At 60.2% G+C, this 21,115-nt stretch carries 20 protein-coding genes; 11 read left to right on the forward strand and 9 right to left on the reverse strand.

Annotated features, from left to right (window positions below):
• Nucleotides 1-25: 25 nt before the first annotated feature.
• The 6 genes from AC4PR2_RS09355 to AC4PR2_RS09380 form a co-directional block, all read right to left on the reverse strand.
• Complete coding sequence (locus tag AC4PR2_RS09355) at nucleotides 26-1,159, reverse strand: ABC transporter substrate-binding protein (protein ID WP_084826330.1); 1,134 nt, start codon at nucleotides 1,157-1,159, stop codon at nucleotides 26-28.
• A gap of 150 nt (nucleotides 1,160-1,309) precedes the next feature.
• Complete coding sequence (locus tag AC4PR2_RS09360; RefSeq protein WP_049274104.1) at nucleotides 1,310-2,593, reverse strand: SLC5/6 family protein; 1,284 nt, start codon at nucleotides 2,591-2,593, stop codon at nucleotides 1,310-1,312.
• A gap of 257 nt (nucleotides 2,594-2,850) precedes the next feature.
• The gene (locus AC4PR2_RS09365) at nucleotides 2,851-4,188 is read right to left on the reverse strand and encodes a c-type cytochrome (protein WP_492175059.1); all 1,338 of its coding nucleotides are present in this window, start codon (nucleotides 4,186-4,188) and stop codon (nucleotides 2,851-2,853) included.
• A gap of 12 nt (nucleotides 4,189-4,200) precedes the next feature.
• On the reverse strand, nucleotides 4,201-5,982 hold the full coding sequence (locus tag AC4PR2_RS09370; protein ID WP_492175060.1) for a GMC family oxidoreductase: 1,782 nt from the start codon (nucleotides 5,980-5,982) through the stop codon (nucleotides 4,201-4,203).
• A 2-nt stretch (nucleotides 5,983-5,984) separates the two neighbouring features.
• Nucleotides 5,985-6,710: a gluconate 2-dehydrogenase subunit 3 family protein gene (locus AC4PR2_RS09375; RefSeq protein WP_492175061.1), complete on the reverse strand. Its 726-nt coding sequence runs from the start codon at nucleotides 6,708-6,710 to the stop codon at nucleotides 5,985-5,987.
• A 309-nt stretch (nucleotides 6,711-7,019) separates the two neighbouring features.
• The gene (locus tag AC4PR2_RS09380; protein WP_049295470.1) at nucleotides 7,020-7,685 is read right to left on the reverse strand and encodes a transglycosylase SLT domain-containing protein; all 666 of its coding nucleotides are present in this window, start codon (nucleotides 7,683-7,685) and stop codon (nucleotides 7,020-7,022) included.
• Nucleotides 7,686-7,794: 109 nt separating this feature from the next.
• Here AC4PR2_RS09380 and ghoS point away from each other — a divergent pair, with 109 nt between their 5' ends.
• From ghoS to AC4PR2_RS09410, 6 genes are all read left to right on the forward strand, one after another.
• Complete coding sequence (ghoS, locus tag AC4PR2_RS09385) at nucleotides 7,795-8,094, forward strand: type V toxin-antitoxin system endoribonuclease antitoxin GhoS (protein WP_060419232.1); 300 nt, start codon at nucleotides 7,795-7,797, stop codon at nucleotides 8,092-8,094.
• Nucleotides 8,095-8,225: 131 nt separating this feature from the next.
• A complete protein-coding gene (locus AC4PR2_RS09390; protein ID WP_492175062.1) occupies nucleotides 8,226-9,170 on the forward strand; it encodes a metal ABC transporter substrate-binding protein in 945 nt (314 codons plus the stop codon).
• On the forward strand, nucleotides 9,167-10,057 hold the full coding sequence (locus tag AC4PR2_RS09395) for a manganese/iron ABC transporter ATP-binding protein (protein WP_047727680.1): 891 nt from the start codon (nucleotides 9,167-9,169) through the stop codon (nucleotides 10,055-10,057). Before AC4PR2_RS09390 ends, AC4PR2_RS09395 begins: the two co-directional genes overlap by 4 nt.
• Nucleotides 10,057-10,917: an iron/manganese ABC transporter permease subunit YfeC gene (yfeC, locus tag AC4PR2_RS09400; protein ID WP_049198580.1), complete on the forward strand. Its 861-nt coding sequence runs from the start codon at nucleotides 10,057-10,059 to the stop codon at nucleotides 10,915-10,917. The genes AC4PR2_RS09395 and yfeC overlap by 1 nt, the downstream gene beginning before the upstream one ends.
• Entirely contained in the window at nucleotides 10,917-11,771 is an 855-nt protein-coding gene (locus tag AC4PR2_RS09405) for a metal ABC transporter permease (RefSeq protein ID WP_038877608.1), read from the forward strand. The genes yfeC and AC4PR2_RS09405 overlap by 1 nt, the downstream gene beginning before the upstream one ends.
• 237 nt (nucleotides 11,772-12,008) lie before the next feature.
• Complete coding sequence (locus AC4PR2_RS09410) at nucleotides 12,009-12,878, forward strand: fructosamine kinase family protein (RefSeq protein WP_004931452.1); 870 nt, start codon at nucleotides 12,009-12,011, stop codon at nucleotides 12,876-12,878.
• Nucleotides 12,879-12,913: 35 nt separating this feature from the next.
• Here the strand turns inward: AC4PR2_RS09410 and AC4PR2_RS09415 are convergent, their stop codons facing one another.
• A complete protein-coding gene (locus AC4PR2_RS09415) occupies nucleotides 12,914-13,474 on the reverse strand; it encodes a YniB family protein (protein WP_038877612.1) in 561 nt (186 codons plus the stop codon).
• A 185-nt stretch (nucleotides 13,475-13,659) separates the two neighbouring features.
• Between AC4PR2_RS09415 and AC4PR2_RS09420 the strand changes: the two genes are divergently transcribed.
• From AC4PR2_RS09420 to AC4PR2_RS09435, 4 genes are all read left to right on the forward strand, one after another.
• Complete coding sequence (locus AC4PR2_RS09420) at nucleotides 13,660-14,940, forward strand: HdeD family acid-resistance protein (RefSeq protein ID WP_492175063.1); 1,281 nt, start codon at nucleotides 13,660-13,662, stop codon at nucleotides 14,938-14,940.
• 64 nt (nucleotides 14,941-15,004) lie between these two features.
• Complete coding sequence (gene hxpB / locus AC4PR2_RS09425; RefSeq protein ID WP_049198577.1) at nucleotides 15,005-15,670, forward strand: hexitol phosphatase HxpB; 666 nt, start codon at nucleotides 15,005-15,007, stop codon at nucleotides 15,668-15,670.
• 424 nt (nucleotides 15,671-16,094) lie between these two features.
• Entirely contained in the window at nucleotides 16,095-16,643 is a 549-nt protein-coding gene (locus tag AC4PR2_RS09430) for a metal-dependent hydrolase (RefSeq protein ID WP_004931456.1), read from the forward strand.
• A gap of 181 nt (nucleotides 16,644-16,824) precedes the next feature.
• Nucleotides 16,825-18,216: an L-cystine transporter gene (locus AC4PR2_RS09435; RefSeq protein WP_492175064.1), complete on the forward strand. Its 1,392-nt coding sequence runs from the start codon at nucleotides 16,825-16,827 to the stop codon at nucleotides 18,214-18,216.
• Between the two features lie 63 nt (nucleotides 18,217-18,279).
• Here the strand turns inward: AC4PR2_RS09435 and phnX are convergent, their stop codons facing one another.
• Both phnX and phnW read right to left on the reverse strand, forming a co-directional pair.
• The gene (gene phnX / locus AC4PR2_RS09440; protein WP_197804073.1) at nucleotides 18,280-19,089 is read right to left on the reverse strand and encodes a phosphonoacetaldehyde hydrolase; all 810 of its coding nucleotides are present in this window, start codon (nucleotides 19,087-19,089) and stop codon (nucleotides 18,280-18,282) included.
• 12 nt (nucleotides 19,090-19,101) lie between these two features.
• On the reverse strand, nucleotides 19,102-20,202 hold the full coding sequence (phnW, locus tag AC4PR2_RS09445; RefSeq protein ID WP_337046735.1) for a 2-aminoethylphosphonate--pyruvate transaminase: 1,101 nt from the start codon (nucleotides 20,200-20,202) through the stop codon (nucleotides 19,102-19,104).
• Nucleotides 20,203-20,357: 155 nt separating this feature from the next.
• Between phnW and phnR the strand changes: the two genes are divergently transcribed.
• Nucleotides 20,358-21,077, forward strand: coding sequence for a phosphonate utilization transcriptional regulator PhnR (phnR, locus tag AC4PR2_RS09450; protein ID WP_102984780.1), 720 nt, complete (start codon nucleotides 20,358-20,360; stop codon nucleotides 21,075-21,077).
• The last annotated feature ends 38 nt before the right edge of the window (nucleotides 21,078-21,115 follow it).

Genomic DNA, 21,115 nt, shown 5'->3' on the forward strand with positions numbered 1-21,115 from the left:
GCGATGATCGTCGCGCCCGTTGCCGTTATTTCCCCGCCGGCGCCTGCGCGCCCAAAATGCCCTTGCCTTCCGGCACTTCGGTAAAGCGGCTGAGGATCTCGCTGTAGGTCTTGGCCGGGTCCAGATCCGGGAACTGCGCCGGATAGATAAACTTCGCCAGATACTCCAGCCCGACGATGTTATACGGGTGGTTGTAGAAGTTATGGTAGATGCCGTAGAACCGCCCTTCCTTCACCGCCGACACCTGAGCGAACCCCGGGCGCTGCTTCATGCGGTTGAAAGCCTCATCCACCTGCTGCTGCGTCACGCCGTAGCCAAACGGCACCGCGGCGTTGGTCTTGCTGGCCCACTGTGAACCGGAAACGATGTAGGCGTCCGGCTTCATGCTGATCACTTTTTCCAGCGCCACGTCGCCGGTGGCGCCCGGCAGCAGCGCAGAGCCGATATTGCGCGCGCCGACCGCTTCCACCAACGCGCCCCAGCCGACATGGGCGTGGGTATAGCAGCAGGACTCCAGCCCGTTCAGGCCGGCCTTGGCTTCAAAGAACACCAGCGGCTTGGGTTCCACCGCCTGCGTCTTGGCCAGAATGGCCTGATAGTGCTGCTGATAATAATCGGTATATTGCTTGGCTTCGCTTTCGCGGTTGAGGGTTTCCCCCAGCAGCGTCACGCTTTTCGGCGTGTTTTCCACCGGCTTGAGCATGGTGTCGATAAACAGCACCGGCACGTTCAACGCCTTCAGCTTATCCAGCACGCCGGTTTGGCTCAGCGAAGGTTTGGAACGCAGCTGGGCGATCATCAGATCGGGGCGTTTGGCGATCACGCTTTCCAGATTGACTTCGCCCTTGTCGCTGAACCCCATATCGATGATGTTTTTCGCCGCCGGCCATTTGCTTTGCAAGATGTCCCAGGTCGCCGCATCGCTTTTCTTCAGCAGGTTGTTCCAGGCCACCAGCCGATCGAACGGGTTGGCGCGATCGAGCAGCGCCAGCGTGAGAATATCGCGCCCGTCCTGCACCACGATGCGTTTTGGCTCTTGCTGGAGGGTGAGCGTCTGGCCGGAAGTGTCGGTCAGGGTCAGCGGATAGGTAGTGGCCATCGCCGGGGCGGAAAGCACGGCGGCGCAAACCAGCGCCGACAGAGTAATTCGACGGTGCACGAAAAGCTCCTTGGTAAACAATTCAACCAGGGAATAGTAATGAGAATGGCTAGCATTATCAAAGGTCACGCCGCGTTGCCCGGCGATTAATTGCAAAGGGATGTGTAATGCGGGATGAAGAGGCGCGCCGGAAGCGGCGCGCCCTGAGGATCACACCAGGCCGTAGATCAGCGCCGACAGCGCAATCAGGCCCATCACCAGCACGAAGACGTTGCTCGCCGCGCGGTATTTACGCATTGCCGGCACCGCGCGCACCGCGTACATCGGCAGAATGAACAGGATGGCGGCAATCAGCGGGCCGCTGATGGTTTCAATGATGTGCAGCGCGCTGGGGTTCCACACCGTCGCCGCCCAGGTGAGCAGGAACAGCGACACCGCCGAGATGCGGTGCGTCATACGCGAACTGAGCGGTTTGCCGACCGCGCGCGTGACGCCGTCGATCAGGCTGGTCGCCCCTTCCGTCACCCCCAGCGAGGTGCCGAGATAGGATTTGGCCATTGCCAACATCGCCATTACCGGGCCGAGATAGGCGATCAGCGGGTTGGAGAATTTGTTGGCCAGCGTGGTCAGCACCGTGATGTTCTGGTCTTTCGCCTGCTGCATGTCTTCATGGGACAGGCTCAGCACGCAGCTGAACACGAAAAACAGCACGGTGACGCAGATCAGCACATAGCTGTAGCGCATGATGCGCGCGCAGCGGCGTTCCGCCTTATCGCCATACAGGCTCTTCTGCGTCGAGGCGAAGGAAGAGATGATCGGCGCATGGCTGAAGGAGAACACCATCACCGGCACCGCCAGCCACAGCGAATGCCACAGCCCCGGCGTGTCGAAGCGGGTGGCGGCCAGGCCATTAACGAAGTTGGCGGTATTCCAGCTCGGCATCAGGTACAGCGAAATGCCCATCAGGAACACCAACAGCGGGAACACCAGCATGCCCATCGCCGCCACGATGCTGTCCTTGCCGCGCAGCAGCACCAGATTGAGCACCACCACCACCGCCAGACTCAGCCAGATGCGCGGCAGCGGCGCCACGTGGAACTGATGGATCAGGAAGCTGTCCAGCGCGTTGGTGATCGAAATGCTGTACACCAGCACGATCGGGAAGAACGCCATCAGATACAGCATCATGATGATTTTGCCGGCCAGCACGCCGAAGTGTTCCACCACCACATCGTGAATATTGCCGTCGCGGCTGGAGCCGGACAGCACGAAGCGGCTGAGCGCGCGGTGCGGCAAATAGGTCAGCGGGAAAGCGAACAGCGCCATCAACAGCAGCACCAGCGGGCCGTTCAAACCGGCGTTGATCGGCAAGAACAGCGTGCCGGCACCCACCGCGGTGGCATAAAGGCCGAACATCCAGACGGTGTCGGTTTTGTTCCATTTGGCTGGCTGAGCGGCCGTCAGCGTGCCTGAATCGGGAGAAATCGTACTCATGAGACAGTCTACCTTAATCTGCGGCGCCAACGATTGCGCCTAACGGGATATCCTTCTCCGCGAACTTTTTAATAGTAATCAGTGAATTAAAGCGATATTTCATACTTACGCCTGATGAAAGGACGGCAAAGGATAATGAAAAATCCGCTGCGGGTCTATGTTTTATCGGCCGAGCGGGCAATTTGCGAACAGAAAATGCTGAAAAAAACGGCGCAGACAGAAAAAACTAAGGGCCCCTTGCGGAGCCCTTAAGCGGTTTACTTCTTCGCGTCCGGATGGTCCGGCACCTCGGCGCTGCCCATCTCCTTCTCGTCGCGGATCATCGAGCGGTCTTTACGCACGTCGGCCACGTCGGAGGCGCTCACCGGTTTGGCGCTGTTGCCCCAACTGGTGCGGATGAAGTTCACCACGTCCGCCACCTGCTGATCGTTCAGACGCCAGCCGAACGGCGGCATGGTGATATTGGACACCGCCCCCTGCACCGCCGGCGTAGTGTTGCCGGTCAGCACGATGTGGATCAGCGAGGTCGCGTCCTCGGTCTGCACCACCGGGTTGCCCTTCAGCGACGGGAAGGCGCGCTTGTAGCCCACGCCGTCGGTGCGGTGGCAGGCCGCGCAGTTATCGACATACAGCGCCGCGCCGGGCTTGCTGTCGTCGCCGCGCCACAGATCCTTGGCCACGCTGTCTTCGACCGGCGCCGCCTGCTGTTTGCCGTCTTTCGGCGGCAGCGATTTCAGGTAGCGTGCGATGGCGGTCAGATCGTCGTCGCTCAGGTATTGCAGGCTGTGCTCCACCACGTCGCTCATGCCGCCAAACACGATCGCCTTGTCGTTACGGCCGGTTTTCAGGAACTCGGTCAGCTCGGCTTCGCTCCAGCTGCCCAGGCCATCCTTACGGTCGCTGCGCAAGCTGGAAGCCACCCAGCCGTCGATCGGCGCGTTGCTGCCGGACAGATAGTCGTCGCTTTCGCTGTTGCTCAACGCTTTTTCCTGCATGGTGATGCTGCGCGGGGTATGGCAAGCGCCGCAGTGGCCCAGGCCTTCCACCAGATAACGACCGCGTTCAATCACCGGATCGGCTTTGGCGTCAGCCACGAAGTCCGCCGGCGACGGCGCAAACATGCCGCGCCAGATGCTCAGCGGCCAGCGCATCGACAGCGGCCACGGGATGTCGGAATCCTTGTTGGCCTGCTCCACCGGCTGCACGCCGTGCATGAAATAGGCATACATGGCGCGCATGTCTTCCTCTTTCACCAGCGCGAACGACGGGTACGGCATCGCTGGGTACAGGGTGCTGCCGTTTTTGGCTACGCCCTTACGCACCGCGTTGTCGAAATCCTCGAAGCTGTAATCGCCGATGCCGGTTTTCTTGTCCGGCGTGATGTTGGTGGAGTAGATGGTGCCGATCGGCGTCTCCATCGCCAGACCGCCGGCGAAGATTTTGCCGCTCTTGCCGTCGGTGTGGCAGGCCACGCAGTCGCCGGCGCGCGCCAGGTATTCACCGCGCTTGATAAGCTCGCTGCTGACGGTGGCGTCCTGCGCCCAAACGGAAAAACTCACTGCACTGAGAACCAGTGCCGGTACAAATGCTTTCATCGTTCGCCGTCCTTATGCCTGCACCAATGGGCCTGGGTTTTTCAGATACTGCTCGCGAATAGCGCGGGCAGACCAGTAAGCCAGCGCCGCCACGGTGCCGGTCGGGTTGTAGCCCAGCCCCTGCGGGAAGGCCGAGGCGCCGATCGAGAACACGTTGTGCACGTCCCAGCTCTGCAGATAGCGGTTGACCGCGCTGGTCTTCGGATCTTCCCCCATTACCGCGCCGCCGTTCATGTGGGTGGTCTGGTAGCTGGTGGTATCGAAGTGGCTGTTGGCGTTTTTCGGGCTGCCGGCGATCAGTTTCGGGTTCATCGCCTTGGCAATCGGCGCCATCTTGTCGTACATGAACTGCGCCATCTTGATATCGTTTTCCTGCCAGTCGAACGTCATGCGCAGCAGCGGCTGGCCAAAGACGTTCTTGTAGTTGGGATCGAGATCCAGATAGTTGTTGCGGTACGACTGGTGCGCGCCGTGGGCGTCCATCGAAACGTGGTGGGTGTAGGCATCCGCCACCGCCGCTTTCCACTTGCTGCCCCAGGCTGGGGTGCCCGGCGGGGTCGGCAGGCCGGAGATCGGCTTGGTGCCCGCCTGGTTGACCCAGAACGGCGAACCGCCGACGAAGCCTTCTTTAGCGTGGTCGAAGTTATCGGCGTTGAAGTCGTCCACGCCCACGCCGTTGCCGCCGGCGCCGATGAACGGGTTGGTAAACACGTCTTTATCGAAGAACGCCTTGATGGTGGTCATGTTCTGGTAGGCGAAGTTGCGCCCGACCACGCCTTCGCCGGTCACCGGATCGTAAGGCTTGCCGATGCCGGACAGCAGCATCAGGTGCACGTTGTGGAACTGGAACGCGCCCAGGATCACCAGATCGGCCGGCTGTTCAATCTCGCGGCCCTGCGCATCGACGTAGTTCACGCCGGTGGCGCGGGACTTGTCGTCGGTCAGGTTGACCTTCAGCACGTTGACGTTGGTGCGCAGCTCGAAGCGTTTTTCCATGCGCAGCGCCGGCAGAATGTTGACGTTCGGCGAAGCTTTGGAATACATGTAGCAGGCGTAGCCGCTGCAGAAACCACAGAAGTTGCACGGGCCCATCTGCGCGCCGTACGGGTTGGTGTAAGAGTCCGAGGTGTTGGCGGACGGCAGGTTGTAAGGATGGTAACCCACCTCCAGCGCCGCTTTCTCGAACAGCTGGGCGGAGTAGGTATTTTTCTGCGCCGGCAGCGGGAAGTCGCTGGAGCGATCTGCCGCAAAGCGGTTGCCGCCCTTCTGCGCCACTTTCTGCCCTTTGATGGTCCAGGCGGTGCCGGAGGTGCCGAACACTTTCTCCGCTTTGTCGAAGAACGGTTCCAGCTCGTCGTAGGTCACGCCGAAGTCCTGGATGGTCATGTCCTTCGGAATGAAGTTTTTGCCGTAGCGCTCTTCATAGTGGCTGCGCATGCGCAGTTCGATCGGATCGACGCGGAAATGCACGCCCGACCAGTGCAGGCCGGCGCCGCCGACGCCAGTGCCCGGCAGGAACGCCGCCAACTGGCGGTAAGGCACCGCGGTCTGGCTGCTGTTGTGACGAATGGTGACGGTGCTTTTCGACAGATCCTGGAACAGCTTGCGGCGGATGTTATAGGTCAGCTCATCGATCACCTGCGGATAAGACCCGTCCGGATAGGTGTCGCGCATCGGGCCGCGCTCCAGCGCCACCACGTTGAGGCCGGCCTCGGTCAGCTCTTTGGCCATGATCGCGCCCACCCAGCCGAAGCCGACGATCACCGCATCTACTTTTTTCATTACCGTTGCCATGATTAGCCCCTCTCCCCACGAATCGAGACCGGCGGGAAGGGATAACGCTCCCCTCGCTCAACCCAGTCCATAAAATCGGCGCGCGCGCCCGGAAAATTAATCAGCTTCCAACCCACCATGTCTTTGTTGCCGCCATGGATAGGATCGCTGAAGAAACCTTCGCGGGTGTTTTGCAGCAGATAGGAGAAGAACAGTTTCGACGGCAGCTGCTGGAACTCCGCCTCGCCGGACTCGAACTTTTGCAGCATGGCGTCTTGCTGCGCGCCATCCAGTTCGGCGAAATGCTTGCCGGCGGTTTTCTTGCTGTAGGCGTCGGCGTCACTGATGCCGAGGTTGTAGATTTGCTTGGGCACCAGCGGCAGCTGATAGCCCATCTCCTTCGGCACATCGGGGTTGAACGGCCCCTGCATGTACCAGATGGAGCCGGTGGCGTACGGGGTATTCATCTGGCGATCGATAAACTCCGGCACGCCGGCTTCCAGTGCGCCAGGGCCGCGTTCGTCGGCCGGGATCAGGCGCGCAACGGCGGCCTTGATGAAGGCCCACTCTTCCGGGGTGAAAAAGGTCGGTTGGTAATCGTTCTGCGTTGTGGTGTTCGAGGCCGCGACCGCCGGTGTCGGTGCCGTCAGCGCGCCAACGCCGCTGCCACCAATTACCGCCGCAGGAATTAAGGTCATCGATTTCAACAAGAAATCGCGCCGCGAATTGTTGGTTTTATGGTTCGACATGTCACATTCCATCCAAAGATAGTCACAACTATTTAACCGCAACCTTGCGATCGATACGGGTTTTTACAATAATTTGTTACTTATTTGTATATTTATTGAAGGTCACAATGCGCGCAAAAGCAAAAATGTTACCGGTAACTTATTGAATGAACGTAAAGATTTATCTGCTAACGTAAATTTAACTTTTTGTGCGGTTTTTCCGATAAGCAGCGAGGAAATAACGAAAAATGAGAAGTAGGTTGCGCACTTGAACGGCGCCGGAAACAAAATCGGCCGCGTTCAGCGGCCGATTTGAAGAAGGATGGCAGGCTACGGCGACATCGCCTGATAAGCGGTGGTCACCTTCCACAAATAGCGCGGCGCCTGCGGTGCCGGGTGCTTTTTCTGGATGTGCTGATAAAACTCATCCGGGCTCATCTGATTGATGCGATTGACCGCCACGCGCTTGTCCGAGGAGAAGGTGCGCAACATGGCGCCCGCCCCGTTCACGTACGAAACGATGGTGGCATAACGCAAAGTCTGTGGGTTGTTGATCCCGGCTAGCTGCTGGCTTTGAAGAATATTGATATAGGCCGTTCCCAGATCAATATTGACCGCCGGATCCTTCAGCTCTCGCGAGCTGGGTTGCCCGCTTCGTCCTTTCATGCGATAGGCGTCGCGGCCGGCGGTAGAAGCCTTAAGCTGCATCAATCCCACTGCGTTCGAGGTGCTGACCACGTTCGGGTTAAACCCGGACTCCACCTGAATAATCGCTTTAATCAGCGTTTCGTCGACGCCATAGTTGCTGGCGGCCTGACGAATGTAATCGTTATAAACAACCGGCGTGCCTGTGCGATTTACCGGTGCCTGCGGAGGGGGTTTTAACCAACCGCCGCGCGTTGTGCCACTGCCTGAAATATTGCTTGCCGTTTGCGGGTCTTTGGCACACCCCGACAAAAGTAAAATTGCCGTAAGGCAACCTATTTTTGTTTTCACAGAATCCCTCACTCCTTTCAATGAGTTGCGTAGCATATACAACTTGTAAGGACACCTGCAGTAATTTTTTGGACTAATCTCAAGCTATCCATATACCAAGAGGTGATTTATGAGTCAATCTGCAACAAGCTGCTTTGTGGTGACTTTTCGCTATCAGGAAGAAGGATTGACCGACCTGGCGAAGCTGACCGGGCAATTGACGCGGGAGGGTTTTGTCACGTCGGTGACAGACGAGAATGGCGTTCACCACGAACTCGGCAGCAACAGTTTTGCGTTTATAACCGTGCTGGATCAAGAGGATGTACAGCGGCTGGCGCAGGGGTTCGGGCAGTTGGCCTTGGGAAAACAGCCTGAGGTGACTATATGCAGCTGTAAGGACTACCTTCAGCGGTTACATACTGATACATAAAATGCTATAACTCCCCGGACGGTATTATTTTTTCAGTTGGCGAAATACCCCGCCGGCGGTGGGCAAGTGACGCTTGACTTCGCTTCAATTGATATTGATAATCATTTTCATTTGAACCAGGAGACGTCATCATGCCATTGATAAGTTGCGCTTTTCGTCGCAGTCGCCCTTCCCGCGCTGCCGTACTGTTACGCCCTTTCACGCTCGCCTGCCTGCTGCTCGGCGCCGCCTTGGTCAGTCAACACGCGCTGGCGGAAAAGAAGCTGCGCGTGGTGACCACCTTTACCATCATTCAGGACATCGCCCAGAACGTGGCAGGTGACGCCGCCGTGGTGGAATCCATCACCAAGCCGGGCGCCGAGATCCACGACTATCAACCTACCCCGCGCGACATCGTCAAGGCGCAGCACGCCGATCTGATCCTGTGGAACGGCATGAACCTGGAACGCTGGTTCCAGCGCTTCTTCGAGAACATCAAGCAGGTGCCGGCGGCGGTCGTGACCGAAGGCATCACCCCACTGCCGATCCGCGAAGGGCCGTATAACGGCAACCCGAACCCGCATGCCTGGATGTCGCCGAGCAACGCGCTGGTGTACATCGAGAACATCCGTAAGGCGCTGGTAGAGCACGATCCGGCCCATGCAGAAACCTACAACCGCAACGCCAAGGCCTACGCAGAGAAGATCGGCGCGCTGGACGCCCCGCTGCGCGAACGCCTGGCGCGCATTCCTGCCGCACAGCGTTGGCTGGTGACCAGCGAAGGCGCCTTCAGCTATCTGGCGCAGGACTACCAGCTGAAAGAAGTTTATCTTTGGCCGATCAACGCCGATGAGCAAGGCTCGCCGCAGCAGGTGCGCCGGGTGATCGACGCGGTGCGCGCCCACCATATTCCGGTGGTGTTCAGCGAGAGCACCATTTCCGACAAGCCGGCCAAGCAGGTGGCGAAAGAGACCGGCGCCAAATACGGCGGCGTGCTGTACGTGGATTCGCTGTCCACCCGCGATGGCCCGGTGCCGACCTATATCGACCTGCTCAACACCACCGTGCAAACCATCGCCAAAGGATTCGATCAATGACCCATGAACCGTTTGTCCGCCCTGAATTGAACGTGGACGACGTCACCGTAACCTACAACAACGGGCACACCGCCATTCACAACGCCAGCTTTACCCTGAGCGGCGGTTCGATCTGCGCGCTGGTCGGCGTCAACGGCAGCGGCAAATCGACGCTGTTCAAAAGCATCATGGGCCTGGTCAGGCCCACTGCCGGCCAGGTGTCGCTGAGCGACAAACCGGTGGCGGACGCGCTGAAAAAGAACCTGATCGCCTACGTGCCGCAGACCGAAGACGTCGACTGGAACTTCCCGGTGCTGGTGGAAGACGTGGTGATGATGGGCCGTTACGGCAAGATGAACTTCCTGCGCATCCCGTCGCGCGAAGACCGGCTGCGGGTCGACAAGGCGCTGGAGCGCGTCGGCCTGAGCGAGCTGCGCAGCCGGCAGATCGGCGAGCTGTCCGGCGGCCAGAAAAAACGCGTGTTTCTGGCGCGCGCGCTGGCGCAACAGGGCACGGTACTGCTGCTGGACGAGCCGTTCACCGGCGTGGATGTAAAAACCGAGAACGCCATTATCGAGCTGCTGCGCGCGCTGCGCGACGAGGGGCACCTGATCCTGGTCTCCACCCATAACCTCGGCAGCGTGCCGGAGTTTTGCGATCGGGTGATCCTCATCAACCGCACGGTGCTGGCCGCCGGCCCGACCGAGACCACCTTCACCCAGAGCAACCTGGAACAGGCGTTCGGCGGCGTGCTGCGCCATATCAACCTCTCCGGCCCGGATCTGCACGACGACAACGATCCGCGCACCGTTACGGTGTTGACCGACGATGAACGCCCCGCGGTGTTCTACGGCCACACCAAGAGCGATCCGCCGGCCAACAGCCAGGCCAGGGAGAAACAATCCTGATGCTGGACCTTCTGCTGCAACCTTTCAGTTATAACTACATGGTGAAAGCCATCTGGGTCAGCGCCATCGTCGGTGCCGCCTGCGCGTTCCTCTCCGCCTACCTGATGTTGAAAGGGTGGTCGCTGATGGGCGACGCGCTGTCGCACTCGGTGGTGCCCGGCGTAGCCGGCGCCTACGCCCTCGGCCTGCCCTACGCCGCCGGCGCCTTTTTCACCGGCATGCTGGCGGCGCTGGCGATGACGCTGGTGCGCCACATCACCCGGCTGCGCGAAGACGCCATCATCGGCTTTATCTTCTCCACCTTCTTCGCCGTCGGCCTGCTGATCGTGTCGCTCAACCCCACCTCGGTCAACGTACAGTCGATCATCTTCGGCAATATCCTCGGCATCGCCGACGAAGACGTGCTGCAGGTGGAAATCATCATCGGCGTTTCGCTGCTGATCCTGTGCCTGGTGTGGAAAGACCTGCTGGCGGTGTTCTTCGACGAAAGCCACGCGGTGTCGATCGGCCTGTCGCCGCTAAAGCTGAAGATCCTGTTCTTCACCCTGCTTAGCGCCTGCACCGTCGCCGCGCTGCAAACCGTCGGCGCCATTTTGGTGATCGCCATGGTGATCACGCCGGGCGCCACCGCCTACCTGCTGACCGATCGCTTCAGCCGGCTGGTGATCATCGCCATCATCATCGGTTCGCTGACCAGCGGCGTCGGCGCCTACCTGAGTTTCTTCCTCGACGGAGCCACCGGGGGCGTGATTGTCACCCTGCAAACGCTGGTGTTCCTGGCGGCGTTCTTCTTCGCGCCGAAACACGGCCTGCTGGCGTCCCGGCGCCGCGTGGCGCATTCGCAAACCGGAGGCCGCTGATGGACACCCTGTATCAACTGCTCAGCGAACCCTTCGCCTACCCGTTCATGCAGCGGGCGATCGTCGCCGCCATCGTCACCGGCGTAGTGTGCGCCGTGCTCTCCTGCTATCTGGTGCTCAAAGGCTGGTCGCTGATGGGCGACGCCATCTCGCACGCGGTGCTGCCCGGCATCGTGGTAGCGTTCGTGGTCGGCATCCCGCTGGCGATCGGCGCGTTCCTCTCCGGCATCTTTTGCGCGGTAGCCACCGGCTACCTGAAAGAGAACAGCCGGGTGAAAGAAGACACGGTGATGGGCATTGTCTTTTCCGGCATGTTCGCCTTCGGCCTGGTGCTGTTCTCGCGCATCGATACTGACCAGCACCTGAGCCACATTCTGTTCGGCAACATGCTGGGCATTACCGACGGCGAGCTGAAGCAAACCCTGCTGATCGCCGGCATCACCCTGGCGGTGGTGCTGCTCAAGCGTAAAGACTTCATGCTGTACTGCTTCGATCCTCATCATGCGCGGGTGATTGGCCTGCCGGTCAAGCTGCTGCACTACGGGCTGCTGTGCCTGCTGGCGATGACCATCGTCGCCTCGCTGCAGGCCGTGGGGGTGATCCTGGTGATCGCCATGCTGATCGCCCCTGGCATCATCGCCTTTATGCTGTGCCGCCGCTTCGACCGCATGCTGATGGTGGCGACGATAGTATCGGTGTTCTCCTGCGTGCTCGGCACCCTGATCAGCTTCCACATCGACGGCGCCACCGGGCCCTGCATCGTCATCGTGCAGGCCGTGCTGTTCGTTATCGCCTTGTTGTACAGCAAGCTGCGTCCGTTACAGCGTAACCAAAGCGCCCTCACCGGCGGTTAACTTACCGATGCGGCGATGCCCTCTGCTCGCCGCATCACCTTCCCCCACTCATCGCGTCGTTGTCATCAAGTTGCAACCGGTATTGCGCTTAAATTAATCAATAGGGTATATACTTTGAGCTGGCGAGGCGCTGAAAAAATCGCCGCCTTTGACGCCGGCTGTGCGCCGCGTCGTGTTTTCACCACGGGAAAGACGCTAACCTAATGAATTATCAGGCAGCACAGAGGGGGAAATACCATGTGGCAAGCCGTTAGCCGTCTGTTAAGTGAACATCTTGGCAGCGCAGAGATACGCGAAAGGATTGAACTGCCCGGGGGCGACATTCACCCGGCGTGGCGCGTGAGTTACGGTGACAACGAGGTGTTCGTGAAATGCGACGCCCGTGAACAACTGCCGATATTCACCGCCGAGGCCGATCAGCTGGCGTTGCTGGCGCGCAGCAAAAGCGTGCGGGTGCCGGAAGTGTACGGCGTCGGCAGCGATCGCGACTACAGCTTCCTGCTGCTGGAGTATCAGCAGCTGAAACCCCTCGACGCCCACGGCGCCTACTGCCTGGGCCAGCAGCTGGCGCACCTGCACCAGTGGAGCGAGCAACCGCAGTTCGGCCTCGACTTCGACAGCGATCTGACCACCACCCCGCAACCCAACGCCTGGCAGCGCCGCTGGTCGGAATTCTTCGCCGAACAGCGCATCGGCTGGCAGCTGCAGCTGGCGGCCGAGAAAGGCATGACCTTCGGTGACATCGACGACATCGTCGATCGGGTGTATCTGCGCTTGCAGCACCACCAGCCGCAGCCTTCGCTGCTGCACGGCAACCTGTGGCCAGGCAACTGCGCGATGACCGCCCACGGGCCGATTCTGTTCGATCCGGCCAGCTACTGGGGCGACCGGGAGTGCGATTTGGCGATGCTGCCGCTGTACCCCGAGCTGCCGCCGCAGATCTACGACGGCTATCAGAGCGTATGGCCGCTGGGGGCCGGATTTATCGAGCGTCAGCCGCTGTATCAGCTGTACTACCTGCTCAACCGCAGCAACCTGTTCGGCGGCCAGCATCTGGTGGCTGCGCAACGCGCGGTGGAGGCGCTGCTGCAGCCCGAGGCGTCATAACGTTCCGGGGCGCCGCTCGGCGCCCCGTTCATGGTTCAGGCCGCGCCGGCCAACTGCCCCAACAGGCGGATCACGAACCAGGCGATCACCGCAATCACGATCGGCAGGATATATAGCGGGAAGTACTGCAGGAAGATGGTGTGGTGCGGCAGCGTGATGCGCGCCTCCAGCTGCTGGCGCGTGTGCCCTTCGCTGCCCTTGGCCTGCTCCAGGATCATCTGGTCTTCCAACCCTTCGCGGATGAACTTGACCTGGCGCGACATGCGTGCGCCGGAAGCCTGCAGCGCCAGCCCGACGAAGATCAGGATATAGATGATGATGAACATCAGATTGGCGCCGCTGAACAGGCTTTTATCCACGTCAGGCACCGGCGAGTTGTACCAGAAAAGGTTCAGGAACGGTGTATTGAAACGCACCATGTCCACCATCACGTGAACAAAATCCAGCATCACCGCGTTGATGCCCTTGGTTTTTTCACTGTGCTGATAGATGAAGCCCAGCACGGAAATCAGCGTCGACAGCAACGCCGGGATAAAAACCACCCATCCGAGAATGCGTTTCAAAATGGCGATACGCCCGGCCTGTTGATACGTCATGTGTTCCCCTTGTTAGCGACGTAACCGAATCGGCTAAGTCTACCTGCAGTTGGCGAAACTCGCCCACCGTTTTCTTCATTCCCGCTGTGCTACAAGCTTAGCCGAATTCGCCGAAATCAACTGCTTAACGACGTTCGCGCACTATCATTGAAGAGATAACGTTACCCGTTTAACCAGAGGCCGTCATGATTCGACTGATTATCTTATTGCTGGGCGCGCAGGCGCTGCACGGCCAGCGCCGCCTGCTGGTGCTGTTCGGTTGGCTGTGGGTAGCCGCAGGGGCGCTGATGCTGTTCGACATCCTGCAGGATGGCCGGTCCGTGCTGGCGCTGGATGCGCTGGCGGTCATCCTGGCGCTGGAGGGGCTGGTGGCGATATCCGCCGCGCTGGTGATCGGCTCTTCGGCCAGCCGGCCGGTGCTGCTTAAGGGGCTGGGCTTCGTGTTTATGGCCTTTTTAATGTTGGACGTGCCCGCAGACGATACCATCGTCGCCACCGTGGTGTTTGGCAGCGCGCTGCTGCTTGACGGCGCTGTGCGCATCGCCTCCTCCACGGTGATTCAACACAGCCGATGGAAAGCCGTGGCGCTGGCGGGCGGCGGCGAAATCCTGCTTTCGTTGATGATTTTTGTCGGCTGGCCGGCGCCGCATCGGATGACGGTGCCCTTTTGCCTCGGCGTGATGATGGTGCTTTCCGGCTGGGCTTTATTGCGCATCGCCCGGAGACTGACAAGCTTTTCTCTGAATCAGCACCCAACCCGGCAGCCACCGCCCCCGGCGGATGAGACTGCGCCGCTCACGGTGTATGTCTGGACACCGATTGGTGCGGCTAAAGATCCGCGCCGACGTTACATCGTCGACCGATACATCGCGGCGGTCGACAACGGCGGCAATATCTCCACCGGTCATGCCGCCCTGGCGCTCGCGCCGGATGTGTATATCAGTCACTACCCGCTCAACGACATCAGCCATTCCGTTCAGGATTTCCGCCAGTTGTTGCATGCCGGCGAACAGAACAACGTCGACGGACGTTTCCTGCCCGACCTGTCGGGCGAGATCGCCGCCTGGTGCCCCCCGGACAAGAAAATTCAGTTCTATCGCTATAACCCGGCGGCGCTGCGCGCATTCTGGTTACGCTACCGACAGGATGCGACTTACAACCTGACCCGGCGTAACTGCTCCACCACGGTCATCGGCGCGCTCGACAGTGCGCTGGAGGGCGTGCTGGGCGATAAACATCTGTGGCGCCGTTTTCTGTTATTGGTGCTGGATCCCAATCTGTGGATGCTGGCGGTACTGCGCAGCCGTGGCGAAAGCATGACCTGGACGCCGGGGTTGGTGCTGGACTATGCGCGCATGTTGCAACAGGTTACCGAGCGCCAACACCAACGCTGGTGGCTAAAGTTGCGCGAGATGTGGAATATCCTTCGCTTTGGCAAAAGCCAAACGCGCAGGCAAAGATTTTAGTCTCGCCGTCGGCGATGATAGAGTGTCGGGCACATTCACCCGCGCCGGCAGGAGTTAACCGTTAATGGCTTATTCGCAACGCATTGAAACCGCAATTTTTGATATGGACGGCTTGTTGATCGATTCGGAACCGCTGTGGCTGCAGGCCGAGCTGGATATCTTCGGCGCGCTGGGTCTGGATCTGTCCGATCGCCACAAACTGCCGGACACCCTGGGGCTGCGCATCGATCTGGTGGTGAAAATGTGGTACCAGGCGATGCCGTGGCAAGGGGTTTCGCTCGATGAGGTGTCGGCAAGGATTATCGAACGCGCCATCGAGCTGGTGCACGAGACGCGCCCGCTGCTGCCGGGCGTCCGGCAGGCGCTGGAACTGTGCCGCGAGCAGGGGCTGAACATCGGTCTCGCCTCCGCCTCGCCGCTGCACATGCAACAGCAGGTGCTGAAGATGTTCGATCTTGAGGGCTACTTCGATCAGCTGGTTTCCGCCGAATACTTGCCGTACAGCAAACCGCACCCGGAGGTCTACCTGATCGCCGCCGAACGGCTGGGCAGCGATCCGCTGCGCTGCATCACGCTGGAAGACTCCTTTAACGGCATGATCGCCACCAAGGCCGCGCGCATGCGCTCCATCGTGATCCCGGCCGCCGAATACCGCCACGATCCGCGCTGGGCGCTGGCAGACCACCAGCTGGAGACCCTGGAACAGCTCACCCCCGCCCACTTTGCCTGACCTGCGGCGCCGGCCACCGGCGCCCTGGCTTTCCGCTCAGCGCCATAAAAGGGATCCGTGCCGCAAAACAAACGAAACAGCGTTTCATTATTATTGAATCGGCATGCTGTTGTTATTATGCTGGGCGGCAGGGAAAGCGACGGTCCGCGAAACGTTGTCACTGCCACGCAGCGCTCTTCGCGGCCGCCGCTTCCTCCCGCCGCTGCGTACTGAAAACCGCCCTTGTTTCTCTCCGTTCCGCACCGCCCATTGCCCGCTTTTTGTTCACGTCCGTCAAAAGCGATGATTTGTTACGCATTGCCGTAACAAGCCGTTGTAAAACCGGGAAAAATACACAATTGGTTACAGGGTAACTGCTTCCACTACTGGGAATTTTCCCATATACTGGATAAATTAACAGTTTACCAGCCGGAATCGCAACAGCATGACCGCGGAAGGACACCTTATATTCTCTGTCGCTTGCGCGATCTTCGCCAAGAAGGCGGAAGTGACGCCAGAGCTGGCTACCGGCGACTGGTGGCACATCATACCCGCCGCGCTGCTGACCTCGCTGCTGCCGGACATCGATCACCCCAAGTCGGTACTGGGCCAGCGTCTGCGCTGGATTGCCCTGCCCATCGCCCGCGCCTTCGGCCACCGCGGCTTCACCCACAGCCTGCTGGCGATCGCCGGCGGCATGGCGCTGTTCCAGCTGGACGTGCCGCGCAGCTGGCCGATCCCGGCCGACGCGCTGCACGCCATGATCATCGGTTACTTCAGTCATCTGCTGGCCGATATGCTCACTCCCGCCGGCGTTCCGCTGCTGTGGCCATGCCGCTGGCGTTTTCGCCTGCCGCTGCTCAACTCGCAAAAAGGCAATCAGCTCGAGCGCGTGCTGTGTCTGTGCCTGGTGGCGTTTGCCATCTGTTGGCAAGGTGATTTCACCCTGCCGGTGCAATCCTATGTCGAGCAAATCAGAAATATCAGACTCTGATCACAAAAATCCGCTCAACCCATCACCTTCATGTATATAAAACGAACAAAAACACACAAAAAGCTATATCAAATTCCATTTGGATATAAGTAGGCCACTCGGCAAACTGTTACGATATTTACATCGCGACATACGTGATGCGTAGTCGTTTTTATAAGAAAGATTATTGGAGACATTGGGGATGAATCTTCCGCTCGTGATTAACGTGCTGGTGTTTGTCGCGCTCCTGTTGCTGTTGGCGCAAACCCGCCACAAGCAATGGAGCCTGGCGAAAAAAGTGCTGGTCGGCCTGGTGGTCGGCGTGGTGTTCGGCCTGGGCCTGCAGCTGGTGTACGGCTCCGACAACCCGGTGCTGAAAGAATCCATCAGCTGGTTCAACATCGTCGGCAACGGCTATGTGCAGCTGCTGCAAATGTTCGTCATGCCGCTGGTGTTCGCCTCGATCCTGAGCGCGGTGGCCAAGCTGCACAACGCCTCTTCTCTGGGCAAAATCAGCGTCCTGACTATCGGCACGCTGCTGTTCACCACGCTGATCTCGGCGCTGGTGGGCGTGCTGGTCACCAACCTGTTCGGCCTGACCGCCGAAGGCCTGGTGCAGGGCGCGCAGGAAAGCGCGCGCCTGACGGCGATCCAGACCAACTACGTGGGTAAACTGGCCGACCTGACCGTGCCGCAGATGGTGCTGTCGTTCATCCCGAAAAACCCGTTCGCCGATCTGACCGGGGCCAGCCCGACGTCGATCATTAGCGTGGTGATTTTCGCCACCTTCCTCGGCGTGGCATCGCTGCAGCTGCTGAAAGACGACAAGCCGAAAGGCGAGCGCGTACTGGTGGCTATCGACACCCTGCAGGCCTGGGTGATGAAGCTGGTGCGTCTGGTCATGAAGCTGACGCCGTACGGCGTGCTGGCGCTGATGACCAAAGTGGTCGCCGGTTCCAACATTCACGACATCGTCAAGCTCGGCAGCTTTGTGGTGGCCTCGTATATCGGCCTGGCCATCATGTTCGTGGTGCACGCTGTGCTGCTGGCCTTCACCGGCGTTAACCCGATGAAGTTCTTCCGCAAGGTGTGGCCGGTGATCACTTTCGCCTTCACCAGCCGCTCGAGCGCCGCCAGCATTCCATTGAACGTGGAAGCGCAGACCCGCCGCCTGGGCGTGCCGGAATCCATCGCCAGCTTCTCAGCGTCTTTCGGTGCCACCATCGGCCAGAACGGCTGTGCGGGCCTCTACCCGGCAATGCTGGCGGTAATGGTTGCGCCGACCGTCGGCATCAACCCGCTGGATCCGGTGTGGATCGCCACCCTGGTCGGCATCGTCACCATCAGCTCCGCCGGCGTAGCGGGCGTGGGCGGCGGTGCTACCTTCGCCGCGCTGATCGTGCTGCCGGCGATGGGCCTGCCGGTGACGCTGGTCGCGCTGCTGATCTCGGTCGAACCGCTGATCGACATGGGCCGTACCGCGCTGAACGTCAACGGCTCCATGGCGGCAGGCACCATCACCAGCCAGCTGATGAAGCAAACCGACAAAGCCGTGATGGACAGCGAAGACGAAGTCGAATTGGCTCACCGTTAACGCCGTCTCAAAACGAAAAAACCGGGGATTATCCCCGGTTTTTTTATGCCCCGCGCTCGGTCGTTACGGCCGCTCGCCGTTCGCCAGCCGCCGGTTGATGTCGGCGATCACCCCCGGCAAGTGCGCCAGCGTGTCTATCACATAGTGCGCGCCCGCCGCGTACAGCTTATCGGCAGCCGCCGTACGGCGTAGCTCTATCTCACCTTCCGCCATTTGGCGGTACTCCTGCCAGGTCGCGCCAAACTCATTGCCGGACAGCGCCAATCCGACGCTCCACATCCCGGCGTTCAACCCTTCAGCAATGCCCGGCACCGCGTCGTCCACCTTCACGCAGTGCGCCACCGCATCGATGCCCAGCGCGATCGCGTTCTGCAACGCCATCCACGGCCCCGGCCGGCCACCGGCGGCGAGATCGTCAGTGGCGACCCAGTAATCTGGCGCGTAGCCGCGCTGCGCGGCGGCAGGCACCAGCACCTCCATCACCGCACGCGGATAACCGGAGCAGGAGCCGATTTTAATGCCCTGTTCGCGCAGCCCGGCAATCACCTGCGGCACACCCTCGATGGGATCGGCGAAGTCGATCACTTTGGCGATTTGCAGCGGCATAAACGCCTGATACAGCGCGTCGATGTCCTGATGGCTCATCGAACGGCCCAGCTTCTGCCGCCAGCGCGCGTCGACCGCCGGCAGCTTGCCCAGCGCCTCGATGTGCTGCCATTTACCCAGCCCCATCGGAATGCGCGCCTCCGCCAGGCTGATGTCGATATCGAAGGTTTGTTTGAATGCCTCGACAAAAATCTGCGTTGGCGCAAAGGAGCCGAAGTCCACCGTGGTGCCGGCCCAGTCGAGGATCACTGCGTTGATCTGTTTCATGGTCAATCCTTATTAATTCCAGTACATCGCCTGCCCGACGGCCGCCAGCAAACGTTCGATATCCTGCGGATAAATTTCCCCGATGTTGCCGATGCGGAAGCAGTCGCTCTGCGACACTTTGCCGGGATAGATCACAAACCCTTGCTGCTTCAGGCGCTGATAAAATTCGGCAAAGCGGTAAGTGTCGGCCTTTGGCGAATAGAACGCGGTGATGATCGGCGAATGCAACGCATCGTCCAGCAGAGTCTCAAAGCCCAGCTCGCGCATACCCGCCACCAGCCGCCGCTGATTGGTCTGATAGCGGCGGTGGCGCGCGGCAATGCCGCCCTCTTGTTCCAGTTCTTTCAGCGCCTGTGCAAAGGCCAACACGGTGTGGGTCGGCGACGTAAAGCGCCATTTGCCGGCCTGGTCTTCCATACAGCGCCACTGGGCATACAGATCCAGCGACAGCGAGCGTGAACAGCCGGCACATTTCTCCAGCTCGCTGCGGCGGGCGATGACGAAAGCGAAGCCCGGCACGCCCTGAATGCATTTGTTGGCGGAGCTGATCAGAAAATCGATGCCCAGCGCGTCCACATCCAGCGGAATGCCGCCGAAGCTGCTCATGGCGTCGACGATAAAGGTCTTGCCGTTGCGCGCCGCCAGGCCGGCGACTTTCTGCAGCGGGTTGAGCATGCCGGTGGTGGTTTCGCAGTGCACCATGGCGATATGGCTGATGCGCGCATCGCTTTTCAGCACCGCCTCCATCGCCGCCACGTCCGGCTCATTGACCTCGCCGCAGTCGAAAGCGTGGTGGTCGATGTCCATCAGCCGCGCCATTTCGATCATTCGCGCCCCGTAGGCGCCGTTGTTGACGATCAGCAGCTTGTCCTGCGGGCCGATGACCGTCCCCAGCACGCCTTCCACCGCAAAACTGCCGCTGCCCTGCAGCAACACCGAGGTGTAACCGGCGGACGGCGTCGCCAGCGCCACCAACTGCTGGCGGATGCTTTGCACCACGCCCAGGTTGTAATCTTCATCCCAGGTGCAGCTGTCGAACAGCATCGCCTCTTTTACCGTTTTCGACGTGGTCAACGGGCCGGGGGTCAACAGCAGGTAGTTACGATCGGACATGTTATTCACCTATTTGGTCTATACCAGATTGCAGGCATTGTGGCGGCAAATTCCTTCCCTGGTCAAACGACAAAGCGCGGTGAAACAAAAAATTCATCTGGCTATGTATAATAAGCGCGTGCCGGAATGTCGGGCCGATGCCATAGCGAGATGAAATGAAAGAACATCAGGGCGATATGCCCCACTACCTGCAGATCAAGGATCAGCTTCTGGCGCGTATCACCCGCGGCGCGCTGCAGGCGGGCGACAAGCTGCCTTCGGAGCGCGAGCTGTGCGCCATCTTCTCCACCACCCGCGTTACCATTCGCGAGAGCCTGGCGCAGTTGGAGGCCACCGGCGCCATCTACCGCGCCGATCGCCGCGGTTGGTTCGTCACGCCGGAGCGGCTGTGGCTGGATCCGACGCAGAACACCAACTTCCACCGCCTCTGCCAGGAGCAGGGGCGCACGCCGCGCACCGCGCTGCTGTCCGGCGAAAAAACCACGGTGCCGCTCGACGTGATGCAGCCGCTGGCGCTCGAACCGTTCGATCAGGTGTATCTGCTACGCCGCGTGCGCTACGCCGACGGCCGCGCCATCTGCTATTGCGAAAACCACTGCCTGCCGCAGCGGGTGCCGGAACTGCTCAGCCACGATCTCAACGGCAGCCTGACCGAGGTCTATCAACAGCATTATGCGTTGATTTACAGCAACATGCATCTGTCGTTCTATCCAACGGCCCTGCCTTACCGCGCCGCCAACGCGCTCGGCGCCATGGTCGGCCTGCCCGCCTTGCTGCTGCGCCGATTAAATTACGATCAGCACGGCCGCATTCTCGATTTCGATATCGAATACTGGCGCCACGACAGCCTGCGCATCGAAGTCGATACGCTTTAACCCTCTGCATGACGGGGCTGCGCCTGCCGCCCCCTTTC

This window comes from Serratia sp. A07, assembly GCF_058725505.1.

Coding starts and splice junctions, on each gene's coding strand:
- phnX (WP_197804073.1), bottom strand. CDS start 19,089: ATGAAACAGATCAACGCAGTGATCCTCGACTGGGCCGGCACCACGGTG.
- AC4PR2_RS09430 (WP_004931456.1), top strand. CDS start 16,095: ATGACCGCGGAAGGACACCTTATATTCTCTGTCGCTTGCGCGATCTTC.
- AC4PR2_RS09420 (WP_492175063.1), top strand. CDS start 13,660: ATGATTCGACTGATTATCTTATTGCTGGGCGCGCAGGCGCTGCACGGC.
- AC4PR2_RS09395 (WP_047727680.1), top strand. CDS start 9,167: ATGACCCATGAACCGTTTGTCCGCCCTGAATTGAACGTGGACGACGTC.
- AC4PR2_RS09365 (WP_492175059.1), bottom strand. CDS start 4,188: ATGAAAGCATTTGTACCGGCACTGGTTCTCAGTGCAGTGAGTTTTTCC.
- phnR (WP_102984780.1), top strand. CDS start 20,358: ATGAAAGAACATCAGGGCGATATGCCCCACTACCTGCAGATCAAGGAT.
- AC4PR2_RS09410 (WP_004931452.1), top strand. CDS start 12,009: ATGTGGCAAGCCGTTAGCCGTCTGTTAAGTGAACATCTTGGCAGCGCA.
- AC4PR2_RS09360 (WP_049274104.1), bottom strand. CDS start 2,593: ATGAGTACGATTTCTCCCGATTCAGGCACGCTGACGGCCGCTCAGCCA.
- AC4PR2_RS09405 (WP_038877608.1), top strand. CDS start 10,917: ATGGACACCCTGTATCAACTGCTCAGCGAACCCTTCGCCTACCCGTTC.
- AC4PR2_RS09390 (WP_492175062.1), top strand. CDS start 8,226: ATGCCATTGATAAGTTGCGCTTTTCGTCGCAGTCGCCCTTCCCGCGCT.
- hxpB (WP_049198577.1), top strand. CDS start 15,005: ATGGCTTATTCGCAACGCATTGAAACCGCAATTTTTGATATGGACGGC.
- yfeC (WP_049198580.1), top strand. CDS start 10,057: ATGCTGGACCTTCTGCTGCAACCTTTCAGTTATAACTACATGGTGAAA.
- AC4PR2_RS09415 (WP_038877612.1), bottom strand. CDS start 13,474: ATGACGTATCAACAGGCCGGGCGTATCGCCATTTTGAAACGCATTCTC.
- ghoS (WP_060419232.1), top strand. CDS start 7,795: ATGAGTCAATCTGCAACAAGCTGCTTTGTGGTGACTTTTCGCTATCAG.
- AC4PR2_RS09375 (WP_492175061.1), bottom strand. CDS start 6,710: ATGTCGAACCATAAAACCAACAATTCGCGGCGCGATTTCTTGTTGAAA.
- AC4PR2_RS09435 (WP_492175064.1), top strand. CDS start 16,825: ATGAATCTTCCGCTCGTGATTAACGTGCTGGTGTTTGTCGCGCTCCTG.
- phnW (WP_337046735.1), bottom strand. CDS start 20,202: ATGTCCGATCGTAACTACCTGCTGTTGACCCCCGGCCCGTTGACCACG.
- AC4PR2_RS09370 (WP_492175060.1), bottom strand. CDS start 5,982: ATGGCAACGGTAATGAAAAAAGTAGATGCGGTGATCGTCGGCTTCGGC.